Raw genomic sequence first — 22,284 nt, forward strand, 5'->3', positions numbered from 1 at the left:
GGCAGCGGCCCTGATCAGTTCGAGCGCGTGATCGGCCCCGCGCCCGGCACCGGATTGCCGAGCGCGTCGGTCGGCACGGCCTGCTGCTCGAACGCCGCGAAATACGCGGCCCATTGGGTGTCGCTCACGCGCACGATCAGCGCACCGTCCTGCCACACGTCGTTGTGGTCGTTGTGGTCGTCGCCCGCGCGATGCAGGTAGTTCGGGCCCGTCGAGCCCTGGTTCATGTGCGTGTCGTGGATACCGTTGCCTTCCGTATAGGTACGGCCGAACACGACGACGTCGAGGCCCTGCGACTGCGCGGCGTTCACGAGCCGCAGCAGCGACGGGATCGGCTCGGGGTTCTCGGTGCCGTCCATCACCGCACTCGCACGCCACGCGCCCGTCTCGTTCAGGATGTCGCTGCGCAGGTAGTCGAGCGCGGGTAACGCGGCCTGCCCCGTGAGGTCGGTATAGCCTTCGGCCGCGGCCGCGAGCGTCCCGGTGACGGGATGGTGGAAATCGTAGACGAGCTTGTAGTTCAGCAGGTCGTCCGCATCGCTGGTGCCGACGTTGATCGCGACATCCCAGTCGCCCGACGGCAGCGCCAGCGTCAGGTGGATGTGGTACTGGATCTCGCTGCCGTGCGGCGAGCCCTTCAGCTTCGCCACCGATGTCACCTTCGCTTTCACGAAACCGTAGTCCAGACTCATGCGTGCTCTCCATGTTCCGATGGGTCGTCGATGCTACGCGGCCCGTGTGTCGGATTGTGGGCGACAGGCTTCGGCCTGCGCTCCCTGTTCCCGCGCCACATGCGCAGCACAACGCTCGAATGGAGTCGCGTCCGCGCGCACAGTTCGCGCACGGATCGCCCCGACAAGAAAAAAGGCTGTCACGGCATCCCGTGACAGCCTTTCGAAAGCCCTGGTGCGACGCATGCGGCATTCGCCGCCGCGCGTCACCGGGCCCGCTCGTTCGCTCGCTTACTCGCCCAGATACGCGGCGCGCACCTTCGGATCGTCGAGCATCTGCTTCGCATCGCCTTCCATCGTGACCGTGCCCGAATCCATCACGTAACCGCGGTCGGCGGCCTGCAGCGCGAGGCGCGCGTTCTGCTCGACGAGCAGCACCGTGATGCCCTCCTTCGAGATCTCGCGCACCACTTCGAAGATCTTCTCGACCATGATCGGCGACAGGCCCATCGACGGCTCGTCGAGCAGCAGCAGCTTCGGCTTCGAGAGAATCGCGCGCGACATCGCCAGCATCTGCTGCTCGCCGCCCGACAGCGTGCCCGCGAGCTGCGTCGCTCGTTCCTTCAGGCGCGGGAAGAAGCCGAACATCCGGTCGACGTCCTTCTTGATCTGCTCGTTGTCGTTGCGCAGGTACGCGCCCATCTGCATATTCTCGATGATCGACATCCGCGCGAAGATCCCGCGGCCTTCCGGCACCATCGCGAGGCCGCGCTTGAGCAGTTCGTGCGACGGGACGCCCTTGATCGACTTGCCGTCGTACTCGATGTCGCCGGCCGAGTACGGCTTCAGGCCGGTGATCGCCTTCATCGTCGTGGTCTTGCCTGCACCGTTCGCGCCGATCAGCGTCACCAGCTCGCCCTGGCGGACTTCCATGTCAACGCCCTTGACGGCCTGGATGCCGCCGTAGTTGACCTGCAAGCCCTTGATTTTCAACATTGCCGCTGCCATCAGTGCACCCCTGCGCCGAGATATGCCTCAATCACCTTCGGGTTCTTCTGCACGTCCTGCGGCAGACCCTCGGCGATCACCTTGCCGTAATCGAGCACCGTCATCCGGTTGCACAGCCCCATCACGAGCTTCACGTCGTGCTCGATCAGGAGAATCGTGCGGCCGTCCGAGCGGATCTTGTCGAGCAGGCGCGTGAGTTCGACCTTCTCGGTCGCGTTCATCCCGGCTGCCGGCTCGTCGAGCGCGAGCAGCTTCGGGTCGGTCGCCAGCGCGCGTGCAATCTCGAGACGGCGCTGGTGGCCGTACGACAGGTTGCGCGACGTGTAGTCCGCGTACTGCAGCACGCCCACGTATTCGAGCAGCTCGATCGCGCGTTCCTTGATCTCGCGCTCTTCCTGGCGTTCGGCCGGTGTCTGGAACACCGCGCCGAGCAGCCCGTGCTTGGTGCGCACGTGGCGGCCCACCATCACGTTCTCGAGCGCCGTCATCCCGCCGAACAGGCGGATGTTCTGGAACGTGCGCGCGATGCCGGCCTTGGCCACCTGGTGCACGGCCGTCGGCGTGTAGTTCGTGCCGTCCAGCTTGAAGTCGCCGGAGTCCGGCGTGTAGAGGCCCGTGATCACGTTGAAGAACGTCGTCTTGCCGGCGCCGTTCGGGCCGATCAGGCCGTAGATCTCACCTTCCTTGATCTGCAGGCCGACGTCGGACAGCGCCTGCAGCCCGCCGAAGCGTTTGTTCACGCCCGAGACGGACAGTCGGATTTGCTTGTCGCTCATGTGTGTATCCCCTTGTCCGTAGGTTAAGCGCGCACCGGCTTCTTGCTGTTGCGCTTCGCCAGTTTCGCGATCTTGTCCTCATGCTTCGGCGCGGGCCACAGGCCTTCCGAGCGATACAGCATGATGATGACCATCGCGAGGCCGTACAGCGCCTGACGGATCACTTCCGTATCGACGATGTCGTGACCGAACAGCGCGTGCTGCAGCGGGCTCATCGTCGAACGCAGGAATTCCGGGAAGATCGCGAGCAGCACCGCGCCCAGGATCACGCCCGGGATGTGGCCCATGCCGCCGAGCACCACGCAGGCGAGCACGACGATCGATTCCCAGAACGTGAACGACTCGGGCGACACGAAGCCCTGGAACGCACCGAACATCGAGCCCGACAGGCCGCCGAACGACGCGCCCATCGCGAACGCGAGCAGCTTCACGTTACGGGTGTTGATGCCCATCGCCTTCGCAGCGATCTCGTCTTCGCGGATCGCTGCCCAGGCGCGGCCGATACGCGAGTGCTGCAGACGCGTACACACCCAGATCACCAGCAGCGAGCAGAGCACGAACAGGTAGTAGTACATGTAGACCGACGGCAGCTGGAAGCCGAACAGCGTATGCGTCTGCGACAGGTTGAAGCCGCCGACGTGCACCGGATCGATGCCCGTGATCCCCTTCGGGCCGTTGGTGATGTTCACCGGACGGTCGAGGTTGTTCATGAAGATCCGGACGATTTCACCGAAGCCGAGCGTCACGATCGCCAGGTAGTCGCCGCGCAGGCGCAGCGTCGGTGCGCCGAGCAGGATCCCGAAGGTCGCCGCCAGCGCCATCGCGATCGGCACGATGATCAGGAACGGGATGTGCAAGCCGTTCGGCGCGAGCGCCGCGATCCACTCGAACTGCGAGGTCAGGTGCGGCGAAGACAGCAACGCCGCCGTGTACGCGCCCACCGCGTAGAACGCGATGTAGCCCAGGTCGAGCAGGCCGGCGAAGCCGACCACCACGTTCAGGCCGAGCGCGAGCATCACGTACAGCATCGCGAAGTCGAGCACGCGGACCCAGTAGTTGCCGCCGGCCGAGCCGATGATGATCGGCGCGGCGATCACGAACACGGCGGTCAGGATGCCGATGACGACGGTCTTGGCGGTGTTGCGCTCTTCGACGAGCGACGTCGAGGATTCGATCGGTTGAATGGATGTCATGTCGTTTGCTCCCTTCCGTTACGCGCGATCCGCGACCCGTTCGCCCAGCAGGCCGGACGGACGGAACACCAGCACGATGATCAGCACGACGAAGGCGAACACGTCCTGGTAGTTACTGCCGAATACGCCGCCCGTGAGATTGCCGATGTAGCCGGCCCCGAGCTGCTCGATCAGGCCGAGCAGCACGCCGCCGACCATCGCGCCGCCGAGGTTGCCGATCCCGCCGAGCACCGCGGCGGTGAACGCCTTCATGCCGGGGATGAAGCCCATGTAGAAGTGCACGTTGCCGTATTCGGACGCGATCATCACACCGGCCAGCGCGGCGAGCGCGGAGCCGATCATGAACGTCGCGGAGATCACGAAGTTCGGGTTCACGCCCATCAGGCTGGCCGTATTCGGGCTTTCGGCGATCGCGCGCATCGCGCGGCCGAGCTTGGTCTTGTGCACGAGCAGCAGCAGGCCGCCCATCACGATGAACGCGACCGCGATGATCACGATTTCAGTGACCGAGATCACGGCGCCGGGCGTCGTGTCGGTGGCCTTGATCACGTTGATCGGGTCGGTCGGCAGCAATTGCGGGAACGGCAGCGGGTTGCGCGACCAGATGATCATCGCAGCGGTCTGCAGCAGGATCGACACGCCGATCGCGGTGATCAGCGGGGCGAGGCGCGGTGCGCGACGCAGCGGCCGGTACGCGACGCGTTCGATCGTGAAGCCGACGAACGCACAGACGACCGCGGCGATGCCCAGGCCGATCGTCAGCGTCGCGACGTTGCCGAGTCCGGGGAAATGGTTCTGCAGCACGGTGATGGCCGACAGCGCGACCATCGCGCCGATCATCAGCACGTCGCCGTGCGCGAAGTTGATGATGCCGAGAATGCCGTACACCATCGTGTAGCCCAACGCGATGATGGCGTAGACACTGCCGAGCACCAGCCCGTTGAGAACCTGCTGGACGAAAATATCCATTTAAAGCTCCTTGGCCCGTGCAGCCGGAGGACGTTGCGCCCCGCGGGTAAGCGAGGAATCGCGCCTTCTCGGCGACACTGCGGGTACTAGTCGATACCGGTAAGGGTGGATCGTCCCGGCGCGCGCCGCCCGGCCTGTACGGCCGGACCTGCCGCCGGAGCGGATACAAAAACGGCACCGCACTGTTCCGGTGCCGTCATGAGTCCCGTCGCTAAATCGTCACGACATCGAGGACGGTGTTCCTGGCCTCCTTGAAGTCGTGGAGCAGCATGCCGAGACGGCCTTCGTCCGGTTTCCCGGCATCCGTGCCTTGGCCCGTCCGACGCGGCGCAAGCGCCCCATCCGGACGGATCGGATTCCGTGCCGCGTTGCCTGGCACGGCACCGCGAACGCCGCACCCGACATTCGTCAGGAGTGCGTCGGAATCCATCGTACGAACCAGACCGCGCGCCATGACCCGACCGGTCGTGGCGGCACGCTGATTCATCGAATTGAAATGAAGGGGGGCCGGTGACATCGGTGCACTTCCCGCAGCGCCGCGCTCGGCCGGCATCCGTCGAGCGGCACGCACGGTCGCCGTCGCGCCACGATCGGCGGCTGGCTGCACTGCAACCGGCATGCCCGCTGCCGGGCCGTTCGTCCGCCCAAGCGCGTTGATTTCGTCAATCGTCAAACGTGCCCCGTATTCCTTGTCGTTGCCCCATTGCGCGATACGGCACGCCGTTGGCGCCGCACGACCGGTTCCAGCGACGCGCACGCCGCTGGCCGGCGGTGCCGCGAACACCGCAGCCTCCCTGCCCGCCCCGTCGTCGCTCTTTTTGCTGCATCCGGCAAGCATTGCAACCGGTGCGGCGACGGACACGGCGTACGCCAACTTCACATGCATCGAATGGTCTCCCGCGCCTTGCCAAAACCCGTTTCAAAGCCATTCCGGCTTGAAAACGGGCGCATTGTAACTCCATTTATAGGACGCCAATAATCCCGATTCGATGGGGTTTTCCTGCATTGCAACCAATTTTGAGAGACGTTTGGGCGGAGCGGGAGCAACCGGGTTGCACTGCGAATGGGAATAATGGTTGCGATCTGAATTTCGAGGCACAAAAAAAGCGCGCCGGGAAGGCGCGCTTCGGTGTTCCGCAGGTGCGATGCGGCAATCAGGCGGCGGGCGGCAGGTTCAACCCGCGCGGCAGCGGAAACGACACGTTTTCCTCGATGCCGTCGAGCGCGCGGACATTGCGCACGCCGAGTTCGCGCAGCCGCGCGATCACGGCCTGGGCGAGCACTTCCGGCGCCGACGCGCCGGCCGTCACGCCGATGCGGCGCTTGCCGGCGACCCATGCCGGATCGATCTGGTCGGGCGCGTCGACCATGTAGGCGTCGACGCCGCGCTTCTCGGCCACTTCGCGCAGGCGGCTCGAATTCGAGCTGTTGGGACTGCCGACGACGATCACGACGTCGCATTGCGGCGCCATGAACTTCACCGCGTCCTGGCGGTTCTGCGTCGCGTAGCAGATATCCTGCTTCTTCGGCTCGCGGATCTTCGGATACTTCGCCTTCAGCGCGCCGATGATCTCTGCTGCGTCGTCGACGGACAGCGTCGTCTGCGTGACGAGCGCGATGCGCTCGGGATCGGCCAGCTCGAGTTTCTGCACGTCCTCGACGCTCTCGACGAGATGCATCCCGCGCTCGACCTGCCCCATCGTGCCTTCGACTTCCGGGTGGCCCTTGTGCCCGATCATGACGATGTCGACGCCGTCCTGGCGCATCTTCGCCACTTCGACGTGCACCTTCGTGACGAGCGGGCAGGTTGCGTCGTAAATGCGCAGCCCGCGCACGTCGGCCTCGTCGCGCACGGCCTTGGACACGCCGTGCGCACTGAAGATCACGGTGTTGCCGGCCGGCACTTCCTCGAGTTCCTCGACGAAGATCGCGCCCTTCTTCTTCAGATCCTCGACGACGTACTTGTTGTGGACGATCTCGTGACGGACGTAGATCGGCGCACCGTGCATCGCGATCGCGCGCTCGACGATCTCGATCGCGCGGTCGACGCCCGCGCAGAAGCCGCGCGGCTGGGCCAGCAGGATTTCGGCATCGGCGGCGACGGTCTGCCCGGACAGCGTATCGGTGGTGCTCATGATTACAGGATTCCGATGATTTTCACTTCGAACGTGAGCGCCTGGCCCGCGAGCGGATGATTGAAGTCGAACAGCGCCGAGGTCTCGCTGACTTCCTTCAGCACCCCGGCATACCGGCCGCCATCAGGCGCGTTGAACTCGATCAGCTCGCCCGGCGTGAAATCGTCGCCGACCATGCCGTTCTCGCGCAGCGTCGACAGCGTCACGCGCTGGAGCATGTCGGGATTACGGGGACCGAACCCCTGATCGGGGGCTAGCTGATAAGTCGAGTGGTCGCCGACCCTGAGCCCGAGCAGAATCTGTTCGAGCGAGGGCGCCAGTTGCCCCGCGCCCAGCAGCAGCGTGGCCGGCTTGTCGGAGAAGGTGTTGACGATGTCGGCGCCGTCGGCCAGTGCCAGCCGGTAATGCAACGTGACATGGGAACCGGGCTTCACTTCGGATAGATCGATGAGGCTCATGAATTACTCGTTCGGTCGGCGCCCGATACGGCCGAATGGCCCGGCGCAAAGCCAATATTGTAAGTCACCTGAGCGCGCAAGGCGGAAAGTGCGACGACGTCGCGCATACCGCCCTGCCGCCAATGGAGTTTCGAGCATGACGTCACCCTGCCTCGCCCTGTCGCCGGTCGAATGCCGCGACACCGCCCCTGAGCCGGCCGATCCGCCGGCCCGCATTCTCCCGATTTGCCCGCGCAAGCGCCGTACCCGCAACTGGCGGCCCGAGCGGCCGCGCGAGCGGTTGCTGGAGCGCGGGCCGGCTGCGCTGACCGACGACGAACTGGTCGCACTGCTGCTCGGCACGGGCAAGCCCGGGCACGATGTATTCGTCACCGCCCGCGCACTGGTCGATCGGTTCAAGACGCTGCGCGGGCTGCTCGAAGCGAGCGCCGACGATTTCCAGGCGCACCCCGGCATCGGCCCCGCGCGCGCCGCGCGGCTGGCCGCGATCATCGAGATCGCGCGGCGCGTGATGAACGAGAAGGCGCAGGTGCGCTCGCCGATCGATTCGCCCCAGGCCGTCGAGGATTGCCTGCGGCTGAAGATCGGCTCGCGTTCGCAGGAAGTGTTCGTCGCCGTGTATCTCGATGCGCGCAACTGCCTGATCGACATGGAGGAAATCACGCGCGGCTCGCTCACGCGGATGGCCGTCTACCCGCGCGAGATCGTGCGCCGCGCGATGGCGCACAATGCCGCGTCGCTGATCGTCGCGCACAACCATCCGTCGGGCGCCGTGCAGCCGAGCGCGGAAGACCGCCGCCTCACCCGCGTGCTGAAGGACGCGCTCGAACTCGTCGACGTGCGGCTGCTCGACCACGTCGTCGTCGGCACCGACGATACTTTTTCGTTCGCACGCGCCGGTTGGCTGTAGACTGTGCCGCGGCAGCCCGCCCCGGGGCGCCGCAACGACGAAGCGAAATTAGGTTTGATTTTTCTGAACTTTTTCTGCTAGAATCGTCGTCTGTCTTTTTTCCAACCAGTTCTAGCCATCGAAGGGCCTTGTCTGTATGGGCTTCGGCGTTCTGAGTGCAGCCATGGATCACGTGGCGGTACGATGGAACCTTCATCGGCGATCGAACCCCGAATTTAGCGTATTAGGAGTGCTCTCATGGCACGCGTATGCCAAGTAACTGGGAAAGCGCCGATGAGCGGCAACAACGTTTCCCACGCCAACAACAAGACGAAGCGCCGCTTCCTCCCGAACCTGCAAAACCGCCGGTTCTGGGTAGAGAGCGAAAACCGCTGGGTGCGCCTGCGCGTTTCGAACGCCGGCCTGCGCCTGATCGACAAGAACGGCATCGATTCCGTGCTCGCTGACCTGCGCGCACGCGGCGAAGCCTAAGCCCAAGGAGCACAATCATGGCAAAAGGCGCACGCGACAAGATCAAGCTCGAGTCCACCGCTGGTACGGGTCACTTCTACACGACCACGAAGAACAAGCGCAACATGCCGGAAAAGATGGCGATCAAGAAGTTTGATCCCGTCGTCCGCAAGCATGTGGAATACAAAGAAACCAAGATCAAGTAATCTCCGGTTTCTGCCAGCCTGACGGCGACCGAAAAGCCCCGCTCCTGCGGGGCTTTTTGTTTTGCGCGCACGCTGAGTGGCCCGACGCGGTATGCTCTCCCCTTTCCGCGGCCACGGCCGACGGAACGCACAAGATCAAAAGCGTAACGATGGAGATGCAGCATGAAATTCGACGTGGCGATCGTCGGCAGCGGCCTGGCAGGGCTGTCGGTCGCACTCAACCTGGCCAGCACGCGACGTGTCGCGCTGATCGCGAAGCGTTCGATGATGGAGGGGGCCAGCGATAACGCGCAAGGCGGTATCGCAGCCGTCCTCGATTCGGCGGACAGTATCGAGAACCATGTCGACGACACGCTGGTCGCCGGTGGCGGCCTGTGCGACGAAGGCGCGACGCGCTACATCGTCGAGCACGGCCGCGAAGCGATCGAATGGCTGATTTCGCAAGGCGTGCCGTTCACGAAGGACGACGCGGCCGAACTCGGCTTCCACCTGACGCGCGAAGGCGGCCACAGCCACCGCCGGATCATCCACGCGGCCGACGCGACCGGCCATGCGGTGCTTGCCACGCTGTCGGAGCGGGCACGCCAGCACCCGAACATCACGTTCTTCGAGAACCACCACGCGATCGACCTGATCACGTCGGACCGGCTCGGCCTGCCCGGCCGCCGCTGTCACGGCCTGTATGCGCTCGACGTCGACAACGACCGCACGATCACGATCGAAGCGCCGCATACGGTGCTCGCCACGGGCGGTGCCGGCAAGGTCTACCTGTACACGACGAACCCCGACACCGCGACCGGCGACGGCATCGCGATGGCGTGGCGCGCGGGCTGCCGCGTGTCGAACATGGAATTCATCCAGTTTCACCCGACCTGCCTGTTCCATCCGTACGCGAAGTCGTTCCTGATTTCGGAGGCCGTGCGCGGCGAAGGCGGCCTGCTGAAGCTGCCCGACGGCACGCGCTTCATGCCCGCGCACGACCCGCGCGCCGAACTCGCGCCGCGCGACATCGTCGCACGCGCGATCGACTTCGAGATCAAGAAGCGCGGGATCGACTGCGTGTATCTCGATATCAGCCATCAGCCGGAAGCGTTCCTGCGCGAACACTTCCCGACGATCCACGCGCGCTGCCTCGAATTCGGCATCGACATCGCGAAGCAGCCGATTCCCGTCGTGCCAGCCGCGCACTATACGTGCGGCGGTGTCGTCACCGATCTCGCCGGGCGCACCGATCTCGCGGGCCTGTATGCGGTCGGGGAAACGTCGTACACGGGCCTGCACGGCGCGAACCGGCTCGCGAGCAACTCGCTGCTCGAATGTCTCGTGATCGGCCGCGCGGCCGCCGAAGCGATCGAGGCGGCCGGCTTCGACGCCGAAACGCCGGCCACGCTGCCCGCCTGGGACGAAAGCCGCGTGTCGGATGCCGACGAGGAAGTCGTCGTCGCGCACAACTGGGACGAACTGCGCCGCCTGATGTGGAACTACGTCGGCATCGTGCGCACCGACAAGCGTCTCGAACGCGCCAAGCACCGGCTGTCGCTTTTGCGCGACGAAATCCACGAGTACTACGCGAACTTCCGCGTAACGCGCGACCTGCTGGAACTGCGCAACCTCGTCGACGTGGCGACGCTGATCGTGAAAAGCGCGCAATCGCGCCGCGAAAGCCGCGGGCTGCACTACAGCCGCGACTGGCCGCACTCGCTGCCGAAGGCGTTGCCGAGCGTGCTCACGCCGCGCGCGCGCCGCTGAGCGCAGGCCCTTCCCGGCCACGCCGGGAGCGCCCAAGAAAAAAACCGTTGGCGCGCAAACGCCAACGGCTTTTTTGTCCGACCGGACGAGGTTCGGTCAGTCGACGATCCGCATCGAATAGTCGGTCGCGCGCACGTCCTTCGTCAGCGCGCCGATCGAGATGCGATCGACACCCGTTTCCGCGAACGCACGCACCGTCTCGAAATTGACGCCGCCCGACACTTCGAGCACGGCCTTGCCGGCCGCCACGCGTACGGCTTCGCGCATCATGTCGAGCGTGAAGTTGTCAAGCAGCACCGACTCCGCGCGATGCGCAAGCGCCGTGTCGAGCTGCGCAAGCGTCTCGACTTCGACCTGCACGGGCACGCCCGATTCCAGCGCGAATGCCGCGTCGAGCGCCTCGCCGACACCGCCTGCCGCCGCGATGTGGTTTTCCTTGATCAGGATGCCGTCGTACAGCGCGAGACGCTGGTTCTCGCCACCGCCGACGCGCACCGCATACTTCTGCGCGAGCCGCAGGCCCGGCAGCGTCTTGCGCGTATCGAGGATCTTCGCGCGCGTGCCTTCGACACGATCGACGTAGCGGCGCGTCGCGGTCGCGACACCCGACAGCAGCTGCAGGAAGTTCAGCCCGTTGCGCTCGGCCGTCAGCAGCGCGCGCGCCGGCCCGTCGAGTTCGCAGACGGTCGAATCGGGCGTCATGCGGTCGCCTTCGCGATAGCGCCATTGCACGGCGATCGACGGATCGATCCGGGCGATCACGGCCTCGAACCACGGCACGCCGCAGAGGACGGCTTCTTCACGCACGATGATGCGCGCACGGCGGCGCCCGCCGGCCGGCACGAGCCGCCCGGTCTGGTCGCCGGCGCCGACGTCTTCGGCGATCGCGTCGGCCACGTTGCGCGCGATCGCGTCGTCGAATGCCGCGCCGTATTGTGCGCGAACGACGTCGAACAGCGGGGATACAGCCTCGCTCATGCGGCCCCCACGTTCGCGAACAGTTGCTGGTCGCGCTGCAGATCGCCGCTCGCCTGCACGCGCTTCTTGTGCGCGGCCGCGAATTCGAGCATCCGGTCGATCGGCAAACGCGCGCGCGCGCCGATCGCGGGATCGACGAAGATCTCGTTGTGACCACGTTCGAGCACGTCGGCGAGGTTCGCGAGGCCGTTCATCGCCATCCACGGGCAGTGCGCGCAGCTCTTGCAGGTCGCGCTGTTGCCGGCCGTCGGCGCGGCGATGAAGGTCTTGCCGGGCGCGGCGAGCTGCATCTTGTGCAGGATGCCGAGATCGGTCGCGACGATGAAGTGCGTCGCGTCGAGCTTGACTGCCGCGTCGATCAGTTGCGTGGTCGAGCCGACGACGTCGGCCTGCGCGACGACGTTTTCCGGCGACTCGGGATGGACGAGCACCTTCGCGTCCGGGTATTCGGCGCGCAGCAGGTCGAGCTCGATGCCCTTGAACTCGTCGTGGACGAGACACGAGCCTTGCCACAGCAGCATGTCCGCGCCGGTTTTCTTCTGGATATAGCTGCCGAGATGACGATCCGGCGCCCAGATGATCTTTTCGCCGCGCGCGTGCAGGTCGGCCACGATCTCGAGGCCGATCGACGACGTGACCATCCAGTCCGCGCGCGCCTTCACGGCCGCGCTGGTGTTCGCGTAGACGACGACGGTGCGGTCCGGATGGGCATCGCAGAACGCCGAGAATTCGTCGACCGGGCAGCCGAGGTCGAGCGAACAGGTCGCGTCGAGATCGGGCATCAGGATCCGTTTGTTCGGGCTCAGGATCTTCGCGGTCTCGCCCATGAAGCGCACGCCGGCGACGACCAGCGTCTGCGCGTCGTGATCGCGGCCGAAGCGGGCCATTTCGAGCGAGTCGGCCACGCAGCCGCCCGTTTCGTCGGCCAGTTCCTGCAGTTCGGCGTCCACGTAGTAGTGGGCGACCAGCACGGCCTTTTCACGGGCGAGCAGCGCCTTGATGCGCGCCTTCAGTGCGGCGCGTTCCTCGGCGGACGGCGCGTCGGGCACCTTGGCCCATGCCTGCCCCACGCCGCACACGGTCCCTGCTGCGACGGGTCGGTCGTACTCGACGGGTTTGATCGTCGATTGCATCTCCATATCTCCTGTCGACCCAAGTTAGCGCTTTAGCGCTTACTTGGGTCCCATGCTTCGCGGTCGATCAGAGTTAGCGCTTCAGCGCTTACTCTGATCCCATGCTTCGCGGTCGGCCCGAGTTAGCGCCTTAGCGCTTACTCATGCCCCATGCTTCGCGGTCGACCCAAGTTAGCGCTTCAGCGCTTACTCGAATCCCATGCTCTGGTCATACAAATTCGGCCCTGCCGACGCCCTTCAAAAACCGGCGGCCCAAATGAAAAAACCCCGCCAACGCGGGGTTTGTGACGTCCTGAGATTCTAATCGATTTCGAATCAGGCGTAGCGGCGCAGGCGCGTCGCGAATTCCTGCAGCGCCTTGATGCCGCTTTGTTCTGCGCGATGGCACCAATCCTGCAATTGCGCGAGAAGCTGTTCGCGCGACGCGGTCGAACGATCCCAGATCGCCGCCAGATCCTGGCGCAGCTGGAAATACGTATGCAGCTTCTGGCTGTTCGCGAAGATTTCCGGCAGCAGCTTCTTCTGCGGCTCATCGAGACCGTCGGCGTCCTTGTGGAACCACTTGCGCGCGCCGCGCATCATCTGGTACTTCTCGCCGCCGATTTCCTTCAGGTGCGCGAGCTCCTGGCGGTACGCACGCTTCACGGCCTTGCCGTAGCGCGCCATCACTTCGTAGCGGTTCGACAGCACGGCCTGCAACGTTTCCTGGTCGAGCACCGTCTTCGGCTTGTTCAGGCGCGGCGTCGGCGCAACCTTCTTCACCTTCGCGAGACCGAACACCGACATGATGCGGATGTACATCCAGCCGATGTCGAACTCGTACCACTTGTTCGACAGCTTCGCCGACGTCGCGAACGTGTGGTGGTTGTTGTGCAGCTCTTCACCACCGATTACGATGCCCCACGGGAACAGGTTCGTGCTCGCGTCGGCCGAGTTGAAGTTGCGATAGCCCCAGAAGTGACCGAAGCCGTTGACGACGCCAGCCGCCCAGAACGGAATCCAGACCATCTGCACGGCCCACACGGTGAGGCCGATCACGCCGAACAGCGCGACGTCGATCACCATCATCAGGCTGATGCCGAGAATCGGGTACTTCGAATAGACATTGCGCTCGACCCAGTCGCTCGGCGTGCCGTGGCCGAACTTGCGCATCGTCTCTTCGTTCTTCGCTTCCGCGCGATACAGCTCCGCGCCCTCGAGGAACACCTTCCAGATGCCGCGCGTCTGCGGGCTGTGCGGATCTTCCTCGGTCTCGCACTTCGCATGGTGCTTGCGGTGAATCGCGGCCCACTGACCCGTCAGCATGCCGGTCGTCATCCACAGCCACAGGCGGAAGAAGTGGCTCGCGATCGGATGCAGTTCCAGCGCACGGTGCGCCTGGCAGCGGTGTAGATAGACCGTCACGCCGATGATCGTGACGTGCGTGACGGCGAGCGCGAACAACGCGACCTGCCACCACGAAAAATGCAGGAGCCCGTGGGAAAGAAAATCGAGCAGGGAATTCAACAAGGCAGTTACCTGTGATGAGAGCGACGCCGGCTCATGCAGGCGTCAGAAAAATGAAAGCATACCGCGTATAGACTTGAATTTTACTTCAACCGTTCCAAGTCTTTGTAAAAAATGAATATTTTCTTGCCCTGGCGCAATCGGAAGAGTCCACGGGCGGACTGGGAAAGGCCCGTGATCCGGTTCCGGTCGCGGGGTCAAACCATTTGACGGCCGGCGCGCGCTACGCAGCCGGCGCGCGCCCGTTCGCCGCGTCGTTCGCGGCCACCGGATCGAGTGCGGCCGCGGCACCCGCGGCGGCAAAACCTTCCGGCAATCCGACCACACGCACTTCGCGCTGCGGGAACGGAATCGAGATCCCGTGCTCGCTGAACAGCCGCCAGATGTTGCGGTTCACGGTCGAGCGCACGCCCGACGTGCCTTTCGCGGAATCCTCGATCCAGAAGCCGAGCTCCAGGTCGATCCCGTCCGCGCCGAAACTCACCAGGTACGGCGTCGGCGCGGGCTCCGCCAGCACGCGCGGCACGCCCTTCGCCGCATCGGCGAGCAGCACGAGCGCGTGCTCGACGTCGCTCGTGTACGCGACCTGCACCGCGACCTTCGCATAGCCGCGCGTCAGGTACGACGACTGGTTCTGCACGACGTCGGTGATCAGCTTCTCGTTCGGGATCAGCGTCTCGTTGCCGTCGAGGCCGCGCACGACCGTGTAGCGCGTGCGGATCTGCGTGACGACACCCTGCAGGCCGCCGACGCTGATCGCGTCGCCGAGCCGCAGCGAGCGGTCGAGCAGGATGATGAAGCCCGACACGTAGTTGCTCGCGATCTTCTGCAGCCCGAAGCCGAGGCCGACGCCCACCGCACCGCCGAACACGCCGAGCACCGTCACGTCGATGCCGACCAGCGACAGCCCGATCAGGATCGCCGCGAACACGAGCAGCGCGCGGCCGACCCGCGACAGCACGACCTTCAGGTTCGCGTCGAGCGTGCTCGCGCGCGTGAGGCGATCCTCGAGCACCGAGCCGAGCCACATCGCGACCATCAGCGTCACGCACACCCACAGCGCGCCCGAGATCACCGACAGCAGCGTGAGGTGCGCGTTGGCGACGCGGAACTGCACGCTGTCGAGCCAGCCGAGCACATCGCGCTGGATGCCGAGCACGGTCAGCACCATCGCGGCCCACACGACGGTCGACACGATCTTCTCGACGATCGACAGCCATGCGTGCGTGTGGCCGTCGCGCGCGAACACGCGCCGCGCGAAGAAGAACAGCACGTAGATCGACGCGATGCCGAACAGCGGCACGAGCGCAAGCGACAGCAGCGACGTCGACATGAACGGGTCGAACGCGAGCTGCGCGACACCGACGAACACGCTGCCGAACAACGGGAACAACGCGCGCTTCAGGCTTTGCGCGCCCGCGCCGGGCGCGCGGCCGGCCGCCCGGCGGCGGGCATCGATGCGGCCGTGCACGAAGCGCGCGGCCACCCACGCGAAGCACAGCGCGCCGACGAGGATCGCCGCCTGCCAGATCATCACCGGCTGGTGGAAGTCACGAATGACCGATGCCAGCCGGTGCGACAGCAGGCGGCTCTGCAGATTTTCCATCGTCCGTCCGGGCAGTCGTTACTGCGCGGCGCGCCGTTCGAGCACCGCGGCGAAGAAGCCGTCGGTTGCATGACGATGCGGCCACAGCGACAGGTAGTCGCCCGTCTCGAGCTCGATGCGCTGGTCGGCCAGCACCTTCTGCGCCGGCACCAGCACGAACTCGGGATGATCGGCCAGGAACTGCTCGACGATCCGCTCGTTCTCGGCGTCGAGCACGCTGCAGGTCGCGTAGACGAGCCGCCCGCCCTTCTTCACGAGGCGCGCGGCGCTCGCGAGGATCGACGCCTGCTTCGGCGTCAGCTCGTCGATCGCCGTGCGCGTCTGGCGCCACTTCAGGTCCGGATTGCGGCGCAGCGTGCCGAGGCCGCTGCACGGCGCGTCGACCAGCACGCGGTCGATCTTGCCGGCGAGCCGCTTGATCTTCGCATCATGCTCGCTGTCGATCAGCACCGGGTTCACGTTCGACAGCCCGCTGCGCGCGAGGCGCGGCTTCAGCTTCGCGAGGCGCTTCTCCGACACGTCGAACGCGTAGAGGCGCCCGGTCGAGCGCATCATCGCGCCCAGCGCGAGCGTCTTGCCGCCCGCGCCGGCGCAGAAATCGACGATCATCTCGCCGCGGCGCGGCGCAACGAGCGAGCACAGCAGCTGGCTGCCTTCGTCCTGCACCTCGATCTGGCCTTCCTCGAACAGCTTCAGGCGCGTCAGCGCCGGCTTGCCGACGACACGCACGCCGAACGGCGCGAACGGCATCGCGCCCGCATCGATCCCGTTCGCACGCAGCGCGTCGATCACCTGGTCGCGGGTCGCTTTCTGCGCATTGGCGCGCAAGTCGAGCGGCGCCGGGTAGTTCAGCGCGGCGGCGAGTTGCGCGAGCTCCTCGGCGTCGAATCGGGCCGACAGCGCTTGGTGGATCCAGTCGGGCAGGTTCGTGCGCACGCGCACCGGCAGGCTGGCCGGATCGATCTTCGACACGTGTTCGAGCCACGCGGCCTCGGTGTCGGACAGGAACGGCTTCAGCGCGTTGCGGCCGGCCGTCTGCATCAGGCCGAGCAGCGTGAGGCGCCGTGCCGGCGTGCCCGTGCCGCTCTCCGCGAGATGCGAAAACTCCATTTTCCGGCGCAGCACCGCAAACACGGCTTCGGCGATCACGCCGCGCTCCGCATGCCCGAGCTTCGGGTGCGCGCGGAAGAACCGGCTCGTCGTCGCGTCGGCGGGGCCGGCGAACTTCAGCACCTCGGCCAGCAAAGTCTCGGTCTGGCCAATCAGGAATCCGTGCAGCTTCATACGCCCTCACTCGTTTCGGTATGCGGTTGATCCGCGAAAATCCAGCGCGCCTCCTCCGGCGCGACCACTGCACGGCCGTTCTCGAGGCGCAGACGCCCCTCGACGAACCAGCGCACCGCGCGCGGATACAGCACATGCTCGACGGTCAGTACGCGCTGCGCGAGCGCGGCCGCGTCGTCGCCCGCGCGCACGGGCACCGCGCCCTGCGCGACGATCGCGCCGCTGTCGAGCTCGGGAATGACGAAATGCACGCTTGCGCCATGCAGCGCGACACCCGCATCGAGCGCCTGCTGATGCGTATGGATGCCCTTGAAGCTCGGCAGCAGCGACGGATGGATGTTCAGCAGCCGGCCCTCATATCGTCTGACGAATGCGGGCGTGAGGATGCGCATGAAGCCGGCGAGGACGACGAGATCGGGGGCGAAACGGTCGATCTCGGCGGCGAGCGCCGCGTCGAAGCTGTCGCGGCCGTCGAACGACCGGTGGTCGACCACCGCCGTCGCCACCCCGTGCGACGCGGCAAAAGCCAGCCCGGCCGCATCGGGCCGGTTGGCGATCACGGCGGCAATCTCGGCCGGCCAGCGTTCCTGCGCGCACGCGCGGACGATGGCCTCCATGTTGCTGCCGCGACCGGAAATCAGGATCACGAGTTTTTTCATCCGCGAATTTTACCATTCGCCCCCGCGTTTCCCGCCTTCTCGGCCGCCGACCCGTCCGAACGTTTATAATCTTCTGCTTTGCGGCATCCCACCGCCCATTCCCCCGACGCTGCATCCGCTATCGTGAAAGTCTTCCGCGGCCTGCCCAACGCCGAGAGCCGCGCCCCGTGCGCGCTGACGATCGGCAACTTCGACGGTGTCCATCGCGGCCACCAGGCCCTGCTCGCGCGCGTGCGCGCGGCAGCGGACGCGCGCGGCCTGCCCGTGTGCGTGATGACGTTCGAACCGCACCCGCGCGAATTCTTCAATCCGGCCGGCGCGCCGCCGCGCATCGCGATGCTGCGCGACAAGCTCGAGGCGCTGCGCGATCACGGTGTCGACCGCGTCGTCGTCGAGCACTTCAACCATACGTTCGCGAGCCAGTCGCCGCAGGCGTTCGTCGAGCGCACGCTGGTGAACGGGCTGCATACGCGCTGGATGATGGTCGGCGACGATTTCTGCTACGGCGCGAAGCGCGCGGGCACCTTCGACACGCTGAAGGCGGCCGGCGAGCAATACGGTTTCGAAGTCGAGCAGATGGGCACGGTGGCCGGCAGCGACGGCACGCGCATCTCCAGTTCGGGCGTGCGCGCCTCGCTCGCGGCCGGCGATCTCGAAGCGGCCGCGCAGGCGCTCGGCCACGGCTATGCGATCAGCGGCCACGTCGCGCACGGGCTGAAGCTCGGCCGCGACCTCGGCTTCCCGACGTTGAACCTGCCGATCGCGCACAAGCGGCCGGCGCTCGCGGGCATTTTCGTCGTGCAGGTGCACGGCCTCGGCCCCGAGCCGCTGCCGGGCGTCGCGAGCCTCGGCCTGCGCCCGACCGTCGACGATTCGGGCCGCGTGCTGCTCGAAGTCCACCTGCTCGACTGGCATGGCGACGCGTACGGCAAGCTCATCCGCGTCGAATTCCTGAAGAAGCTGCGCGACGAGGCGAAATTCGACGATCTCGAGGCGCTGTCGCGCGCGATCGCACTGGACGTCGCGAATGCGCGCGCGTACTTCGTCGAGCGCGACCGTGCGCCGGGCAGCCGCGCCACGGGCTTCGCGACGTCGGCCACCGACCGAATTAGCTGATCCGGACGGCGGCGCCTGGCGCCGCACCCTCGCGCCGCCCACTCGCGCGCATCCCCGATTCACGACGCCCGAGCGTCTCCCGATTTAGATAGCGATCCCATCATGAGCAACAAGAAAGCCGATTCGAAACCGCAGGCCAAGTATCCGGTCAACCTGCTCGACACGCCGTTCCCGATGCGCGGCGACCTGCCCAAGCGCGAGCCGCAGTGGGTCAAGGAATGGGAAGAGCGCGGCCTCTACGAGAAGATCCGCGCGGCCAGCAAGGGCCGGCCGAAGTTCATCCTGCACGACGGCCCGCCGTATGCGAACGGCGACATCCACCTCGGCCACGCGGTCAACAAGATCCTGAAGGACATCGTCGTCAAGTCGCGCAACATGGCCGGCTTCGACGCGCCGTACGTGCCTGGCTGGGATTGCCACGGGATGCCGATCGAGATCCAGATCGAGAAGCAGTTCGGCAAGTCGCTGCCGGCGGCCGAAGTGATGAGCAAGGCGCGTGCATACGCGACCGAGCAGATCGAGAAGCAGAAGATCGGCTTCAAGCGCCTCGGCGTGCTCGGCGACTGGGCGAATCCGTACAAGACGATGAACTTCGTGAACGAGGCGGAAGAGATCCGCGCGCTCGGCAAGATCATCGAGAAGGGCTATGTGTATCGCGGGCTGAAGCCGGTGAACTGGTGCTTCGACTGCGGCTCGGCGCTCGCCGAGGCGGAAGTCGAGTACAAGGACCGCACCGACCCGACGATCGACGTGATGTTCGCGTTCGCGGAACCGGAAAAGACCGCGCAGGCGTTCGGCCTGCCGGCGTTGCCGCGCGCCGAAGGCGGCATCGTGATCTGGACCACCACGCCGTGGACGATTCCCGCCAACCAGGCGCTGAACCTCCATCCGGAAATCGTCTACGCGCTGGTCGACACCGAGCGCGGGCTGCTGATCATCGCGGAAGAGCGCGTCGAAGCCTGCATGACCGACTTCAAGCTGACGGGCCGCGTCGTCGCGACCACGCCGGGCGTGAAGCTCGCGGGCCTGCGCTTCCACCACCCGCTCGCATCGGCCCACCCCGGCTACAAGCGTACGGCGCCCGTCTACCTCGGCGACTACGTGACGACCGACACGGGTACCGGCGTCGTGCACTCGTCGCCCGCCTACGGTATCGAAGACTTCCAGTCGTGCAAGGCGCACGGGATGACCGATTCGGACTTCATCAACCCGGTGATGGGCGACGGCCGCTACATCGAATCGCTGCCGCTGTTCGGCGGCCTGTCGATCTGGGATGCGAACCCGAAGATCGTCGACGCGCTGAACGCGGCCGGCTCGCTGCTGCGCAGCGAGAAGTACACGCACAGCTACATGCACTGCTGGCGCCACAAGACGCCGATCATCTACCGCGCGACGTCGCAGTGGTTCGCCGGCATGGACGTCACGCCGAACGACGGCGGCAAGACGCTGCGCGAAACCGCGCTCGAAGGCGTCGACGCGACCGCGTTCTACCCGTCGTGGGGCAAGCAGCGCCTGTTCAGCATGATCGCGAACCGTCCCGACTGGACGTTGTCGCGCCAGCGCCAGTGGGGCGTGCCGATGGCGTTCTTCGTGCACAAGGAAACCGGCGAGCTGCACCCGCGCACGCTGGAACTGCTCGAGGAAGTCGCGAAGCGCGTCGAGCAGTCGGGCATCGAGGCATGGCAGTCGCTCGACCCGCGCGAGCTGATCGGCGACGACGCGAACCTGTACGAGAAGAACCGCGACACGCTCGACGTGTGGTTCGACTCGGGCACGACGCACTGGCACGTGCTGCGCGGCTCGCACAAGGATCAGCTGCAGTTCCCGGCCGACCTGTACCTCGAAGGCTCGGACCAGCATCGCGGCTGGTTCCACTCGTCGCTGCTCACGGCGTCGATGATCGACGGCCGCGCGCCGTACAAGGGCCTGCTCACGCATGGCTTCACGGTCGACGGCGAAGGCCGCAAGATGAGCAAGTCGCTCGGCAACGGCATCGATCCGCATGAAGTCGCGAACCGCCTCGGCGCGGAAATCATTCGCCTGTGGATCGCATCGACCGACTACTCGGGCGAGCTCGCGATCTCCGAGGAAATCCTGAAGCGCGTGACCGAAGGCTATCGCCGTATCCGCAACACGCTGCGCTTCCTGCTCGCGAACCTGTCGGACTTCGACTTCGCACAGCACGCGGTGCCGGTTGAAGAATGGCTCGAGATCGACCGTTATGCGGTCGCGTTCTCGCAGCAGTTGCAGACGGAGCTGCTCGGCCACTACGAAAAGTACGAATTCCACCCGGTCGTCGCGAAGCTGCAGACGTACTGCTCGGAGGACCTCGGCGGCTTCTACCTCGACGTGCTGAAGGACCGCCTGTACACGAGCGCCGCCGATTCGCGCGCGCGCCGCTCCGCGCAGACCGCGCTGTATCACCTGACGCACGGGCTGCTGCGCGTGCTCGCGCCGTTCCTGTCGTTCACGGCGGAAGAAGCGTGGAAGGTGTTCCAGCCGGCGAGCGACACGATCTTCACGGAAACCTACTATGCGTATCCGGAAGTCGCCGGCTCGGCCGCGCTGATCGAGAAATGGGCGCTGCTGCGCGACGTGCGCGGCAACGTGACGAAGGCGCTCGAGGAAGCGCGCACCGCGAACCGCATCGGTTCGTCGCTGCAGGCCGAAGTGGCCGTGCATGCGAGCGGCGCGCGTTACGACGCGCTCACGAGCCTCGGCGACGACCTGAAGTTCGTGCTGATCACGTCGGCGGCGACCGTCGTCAAGGTCGACGACGAAGCGCAGGAAAGCGTCGACGTGGCTGCCTCGAAGTACCAGAAGTGCGAACGCTGCTGGCACTACCGCGAAGATGTCGGCGCACATGCCGATCATCCGACACTGTGCGGCCGCTGCTTCTCCAACCTGTTCGAAAACGGCGAAATCCGGAGCGCTGCCTGACCATGGCGAAAACCCTGTCGAAGCCGGCCAGCGGCGCGCTTGCGCCCTGGCTCGGCATTTCGCTGATCGTGATCCTGTTCGACCAGCTGTCGAAGATCGCGATCCTGAAGACGTTCGCGTACGGCGCGCAGCATGAGCTGACGTCGTTCTTCAACCTCGTGCTGGTGTACAACCGCGGCGCGGCGTTCGGCTTCCTGTCGACCGCCGGCGGCTGGCAGCGCTGGGCGTTCACCGCGCTCGGCATCGGCGCGACGCTCGTGATCTGCTTCCTGCTGAAGCGTCACGGCCAGCAGCGGCTGTTCAGCCTGTCGCTCGCGCTGATCCTCGGCGGCGCGCTCGGCAACGTGATCGACCGGCTCGTCTACGGTCACGTGATCGACTTCCTCGATTTCCACCTCGGCGCCTGGCACTTCCCGGCGTTCAACCTCGCCGATTCCGCGATCACGGTCGGCGCGGTGCTGCTGATCTACGACGAACTGCGTCGCGTGCGCGGCTCGCGCTAAGCGCGCATACTCGGCGTCGACGGCCGGCTTCGCG

At 65.9% G+C, this 22,284-nt stretch carries 21 protein-coding genes; 7 read left to right on the top strand and 14 right to left on the bottom strand.

What is annotated here, in order from left to right; translation table 11 throughout:
* Positions 1-14 precede the first annotated feature (14 nt).
* The 8 genes from AC5LXX_RS12890 to AC5LXX_RS12925 form a co-directional block, all read right to left on the bottom strand.
* Positions 15-692 (bottom strand): DUF2278 family protein, encoded by a 678-nt coding sequence (locus AC5LXX_RS12890; RefSeq protein WP_493409699.1) that lies wholly within the window; start codon positions 690-692, stop codon positions 15-17.
* Positions 693-962: 270 nt separating this feature from the next.
* On the bottom strand, positions 963-1,679 hold the full coding sequence (locus tag AC5LXX_RS12895; protein ID WP_006750046.1) for an ABC transporter ATP-binding protein: 717 nt from the start codon (positions 1,677-1,679) through the stop codon (positions 963-965).
* Positions 1,679-2,455, bottom strand: coding sequence for an ABC transporter ATP-binding protein (locus tag AC5LXX_RS12900; RefSeq protein WP_124456196.1), 777 nt, complete (start codon positions 2,453-2,455; stop codon positions 1,679-1,681). Before AC5LXX_RS12900 ends, AC5LXX_RS12895 begins: the two co-directional genes overlap by 1 nt.
* Before the next feature lie 23 nt (positions 2,456-2,478).
* The gene (locus AC5LXX_RS12905) at positions 2,479-3,648 is read right to left on the bottom strand and encodes an ABC transporter permease subunit (RefSeq protein ID WP_124456197.1); all 1,170 of its coding nucleotides are present in this window, start codon (positions 3,646-3,648) and stop codon (positions 2,479-2,481) included.
* An 18-nt stretch (positions 3,649-3,666) separates the two neighbouring features.
* A complete protein-coding gene (locus AC5LXX_RS12910) occupies positions 3,667-4,617 on the bottom strand; it encodes a branched-chain amino acid ABC transporter permease (RefSeq protein ID WP_006478051.1) in 951 nt (316 codons plus the stop codon).
* Between the two features lie 211 nt (positions 4,618-4,828).
* A complete protein-coding gene (locus AC5LXX_RS12915) occupies positions 4,829-5,503 on the bottom strand; it encodes an amino acid-binding protein (protein ID WP_493409700.1) in 675 nt (224 codons plus the stop codon).
* A gap of 268 nt (positions 5,504-5,771) precedes the next feature.
* A complete protein-coding gene (gene ispH, locus AC5LXX_RS12920; protein WP_011352949.1) occupies positions 5,772-6,752 on the bottom strand; it encodes a 4-hydroxy-3-methylbut-2-enyl diphosphate reductase in 981 nt (326 codons plus the stop codon).
* A gap of 2 nt (positions 6,753-6,754) precedes the next feature.
* A complete protein-coding gene (locus AC5LXX_RS12925; RefSeq protein WP_124456199.1) occupies positions 6,755-7,210 on the bottom strand; it encodes an FKBP-type peptidyl-prolyl cis-trans isomerase in 456 nt (151 codons plus the stop codon).
* Positions 7,211-7,346: 136 nt separating this feature from the next.
* Here AC5LXX_RS12925 and radC point away from each other — a divergent pair, with 136 nt between their 5' ends.
* From radC to nadB, 4 genes are all read left to right on the top strand, one after another.
* Positions 7,347-8,120, top strand: coding sequence for a RadC family protein (gene radC, locus AC5LXX_RS12930; protein ID WP_493409701.1), 774 nt, complete (start codon positions 7,347-7,349; stop codon positions 8,118-8,120).
* A gap of 237 nt (positions 8,121-8,357) precedes the next feature.
* Entirely contained in the window at positions 8,358-8,591 is a 234-nt protein-coding gene (rpmB, locus tag AC5LXX_RS12935; protein ID WP_004186391.1) for a 50S ribosomal protein L28, read from the top strand.
* Between the two features lie 17 nt (positions 8,592-8,608).
* Positions 8,609-8,776, top strand: coding sequence for a 50S ribosomal protein L33 (gene rpmG, locus AC5LXX_RS12940; protein WP_006478046.1), 168 nt, complete (start codon positions 8,609-8,611; stop codon positions 8,774-8,776).
* 162 nt (positions 8,777-8,938) lie between these two features.
* Positions 8,939-10,525 carry an L-aspartate oxidase gene (nadB, locus tag AC5LXX_RS12945; RefSeq protein ID WP_493409702.1) on the top strand — a complete coding sequence of 529 codons (1,587 nt, stop codon included), beginning with the start codon at positions 8,939-8,941 and terminating at the stop codon, positions 10,523-10,525.
* 96 nt (positions 10,526-10,621) lie between these two features.
* Here nadB and nadC read toward each other — a convergent pair whose 3' ends face one another.
* The 6 genes from nadC to purN form a co-directional block, all read right to left on the bottom strand.
* Complete coding sequence (nadC, locus tag AC5LXX_RS12950) at positions 10,622-11,503, bottom strand: carboxylating nicotinate-nucleotide diphosphorylase (RefSeq protein ID WP_493409703.1); 882 nt, start codon at positions 11,501-11,503, stop codon at positions 10,622-10,624.
* Positions 11,500-12,636, bottom strand: coding sequence for a quinolinate synthase NadA (nadA, locus tag AC5LXX_RS12955; protein ID WP_493409704.1), 1,137 nt, complete (start codon positions 12,634-12,636; stop codon positions 11,500-11,502). The genes nadC and nadA overlap by 4 nt, the downstream gene beginning before the upstream one ends.
* Before the next feature lie 315 nt (positions 12,637-12,951).
* On the bottom strand, positions 12,952-14,145 hold the full coding sequence (locus AC5LXX_RS12960; RefSeq protein ID WP_493409705.1) for a DesA family fatty acid desaturase: 1,194 nt from the start codon (positions 14,143-14,145) through the stop codon (positions 12,952-12,954).
* A gap of 220 nt (positions 14,146-14,365) precedes the next feature.
* Positions 14,366-15,748: a mechanosensitive ion channel family protein gene (locus AC5LXX_RS12965; RefSeq protein ID WP_493409706.1), complete on the bottom strand. Its 1,383-nt coding sequence runs from the start codon at positions 15,746-15,748 to the stop codon at positions 14,366-14,368.
* A gap of 18 nt (positions 15,749-15,766) precedes the next feature.
* Positions 15,767-17,032 carry an RsmB/NOP family class I SAM-dependent RNA methyltransferase gene (locus AC5LXX_RS12970; protein WP_493409707.1) on the bottom strand — a complete coding sequence of 422 codons (1,266 nt, stop codon included), beginning with the start codon at positions 17,030-17,032 and terminating at the stop codon, positions 15,767-15,769.
* The gene (purN, locus tag AC5LXX_RS12975) at positions 17,029-17,691 is read right to left on the bottom strand and encodes a phosphoribosylglycinamide formyltransferase (protein ID WP_493409708.1); all 663 of its coding nucleotides are present in this window, start codon (positions 17,689-17,691) and stop codon (positions 17,029-17,031) included. Before purN ends, AC5LXX_RS12970 begins: the two co-directional genes overlap by 4 nt.
* 123 nt (positions 17,692-17,814) lie before the next feature.
* On the opposite strand from purN, the gene AC5LXX_RS12980 reads away from it, so the two are divergent.
* The 3 genes from AC5LXX_RS12980 (at position 17,815) to lspA (ending at position 22,250) form a co-directional block, all read left to right on the top strand.
* Positions 17,815-18,807 carry a bifunctional riboflavin kinase/FAD synthetase gene (locus AC5LXX_RS12980; RefSeq protein WP_493409709.1) on the top strand — a complete coding sequence of 331 codons (993 nt, stop codon included), beginning with the start codon at positions 17,815-17,817 and terminating at the stop codon, positions 18,805-18,807.
* A gap of 102 nt (positions 18,808-18,909) precedes the next feature.
* A complete protein-coding gene (ileS, locus tag AC5LXX_RS12985) occupies positions 18,910-21,747 on the top strand; it encodes an isoleucine--tRNA ligase (RefSeq protein WP_493409710.1) in 2,838 nt (945 codons plus the stop codon).
* Between the two features lie 2 nt (positions 21,748-21,749).
* Positions 21,750-22,250, top strand: coding sequence for a signal peptidase II (lspA, locus tag AC5LXX_RS12990; RefSeq protein WP_124456209.1), 501 nt, complete (start codon positions 21,750-21,752; stop codon positions 22,248-22,250).
* The last annotated feature ends 34 nt before the right edge of the window (positions 22,251-22,284 follow it).

The sequence above is a fragment of the Burkholderia torrens genome, from assembly GCF_984668525.1.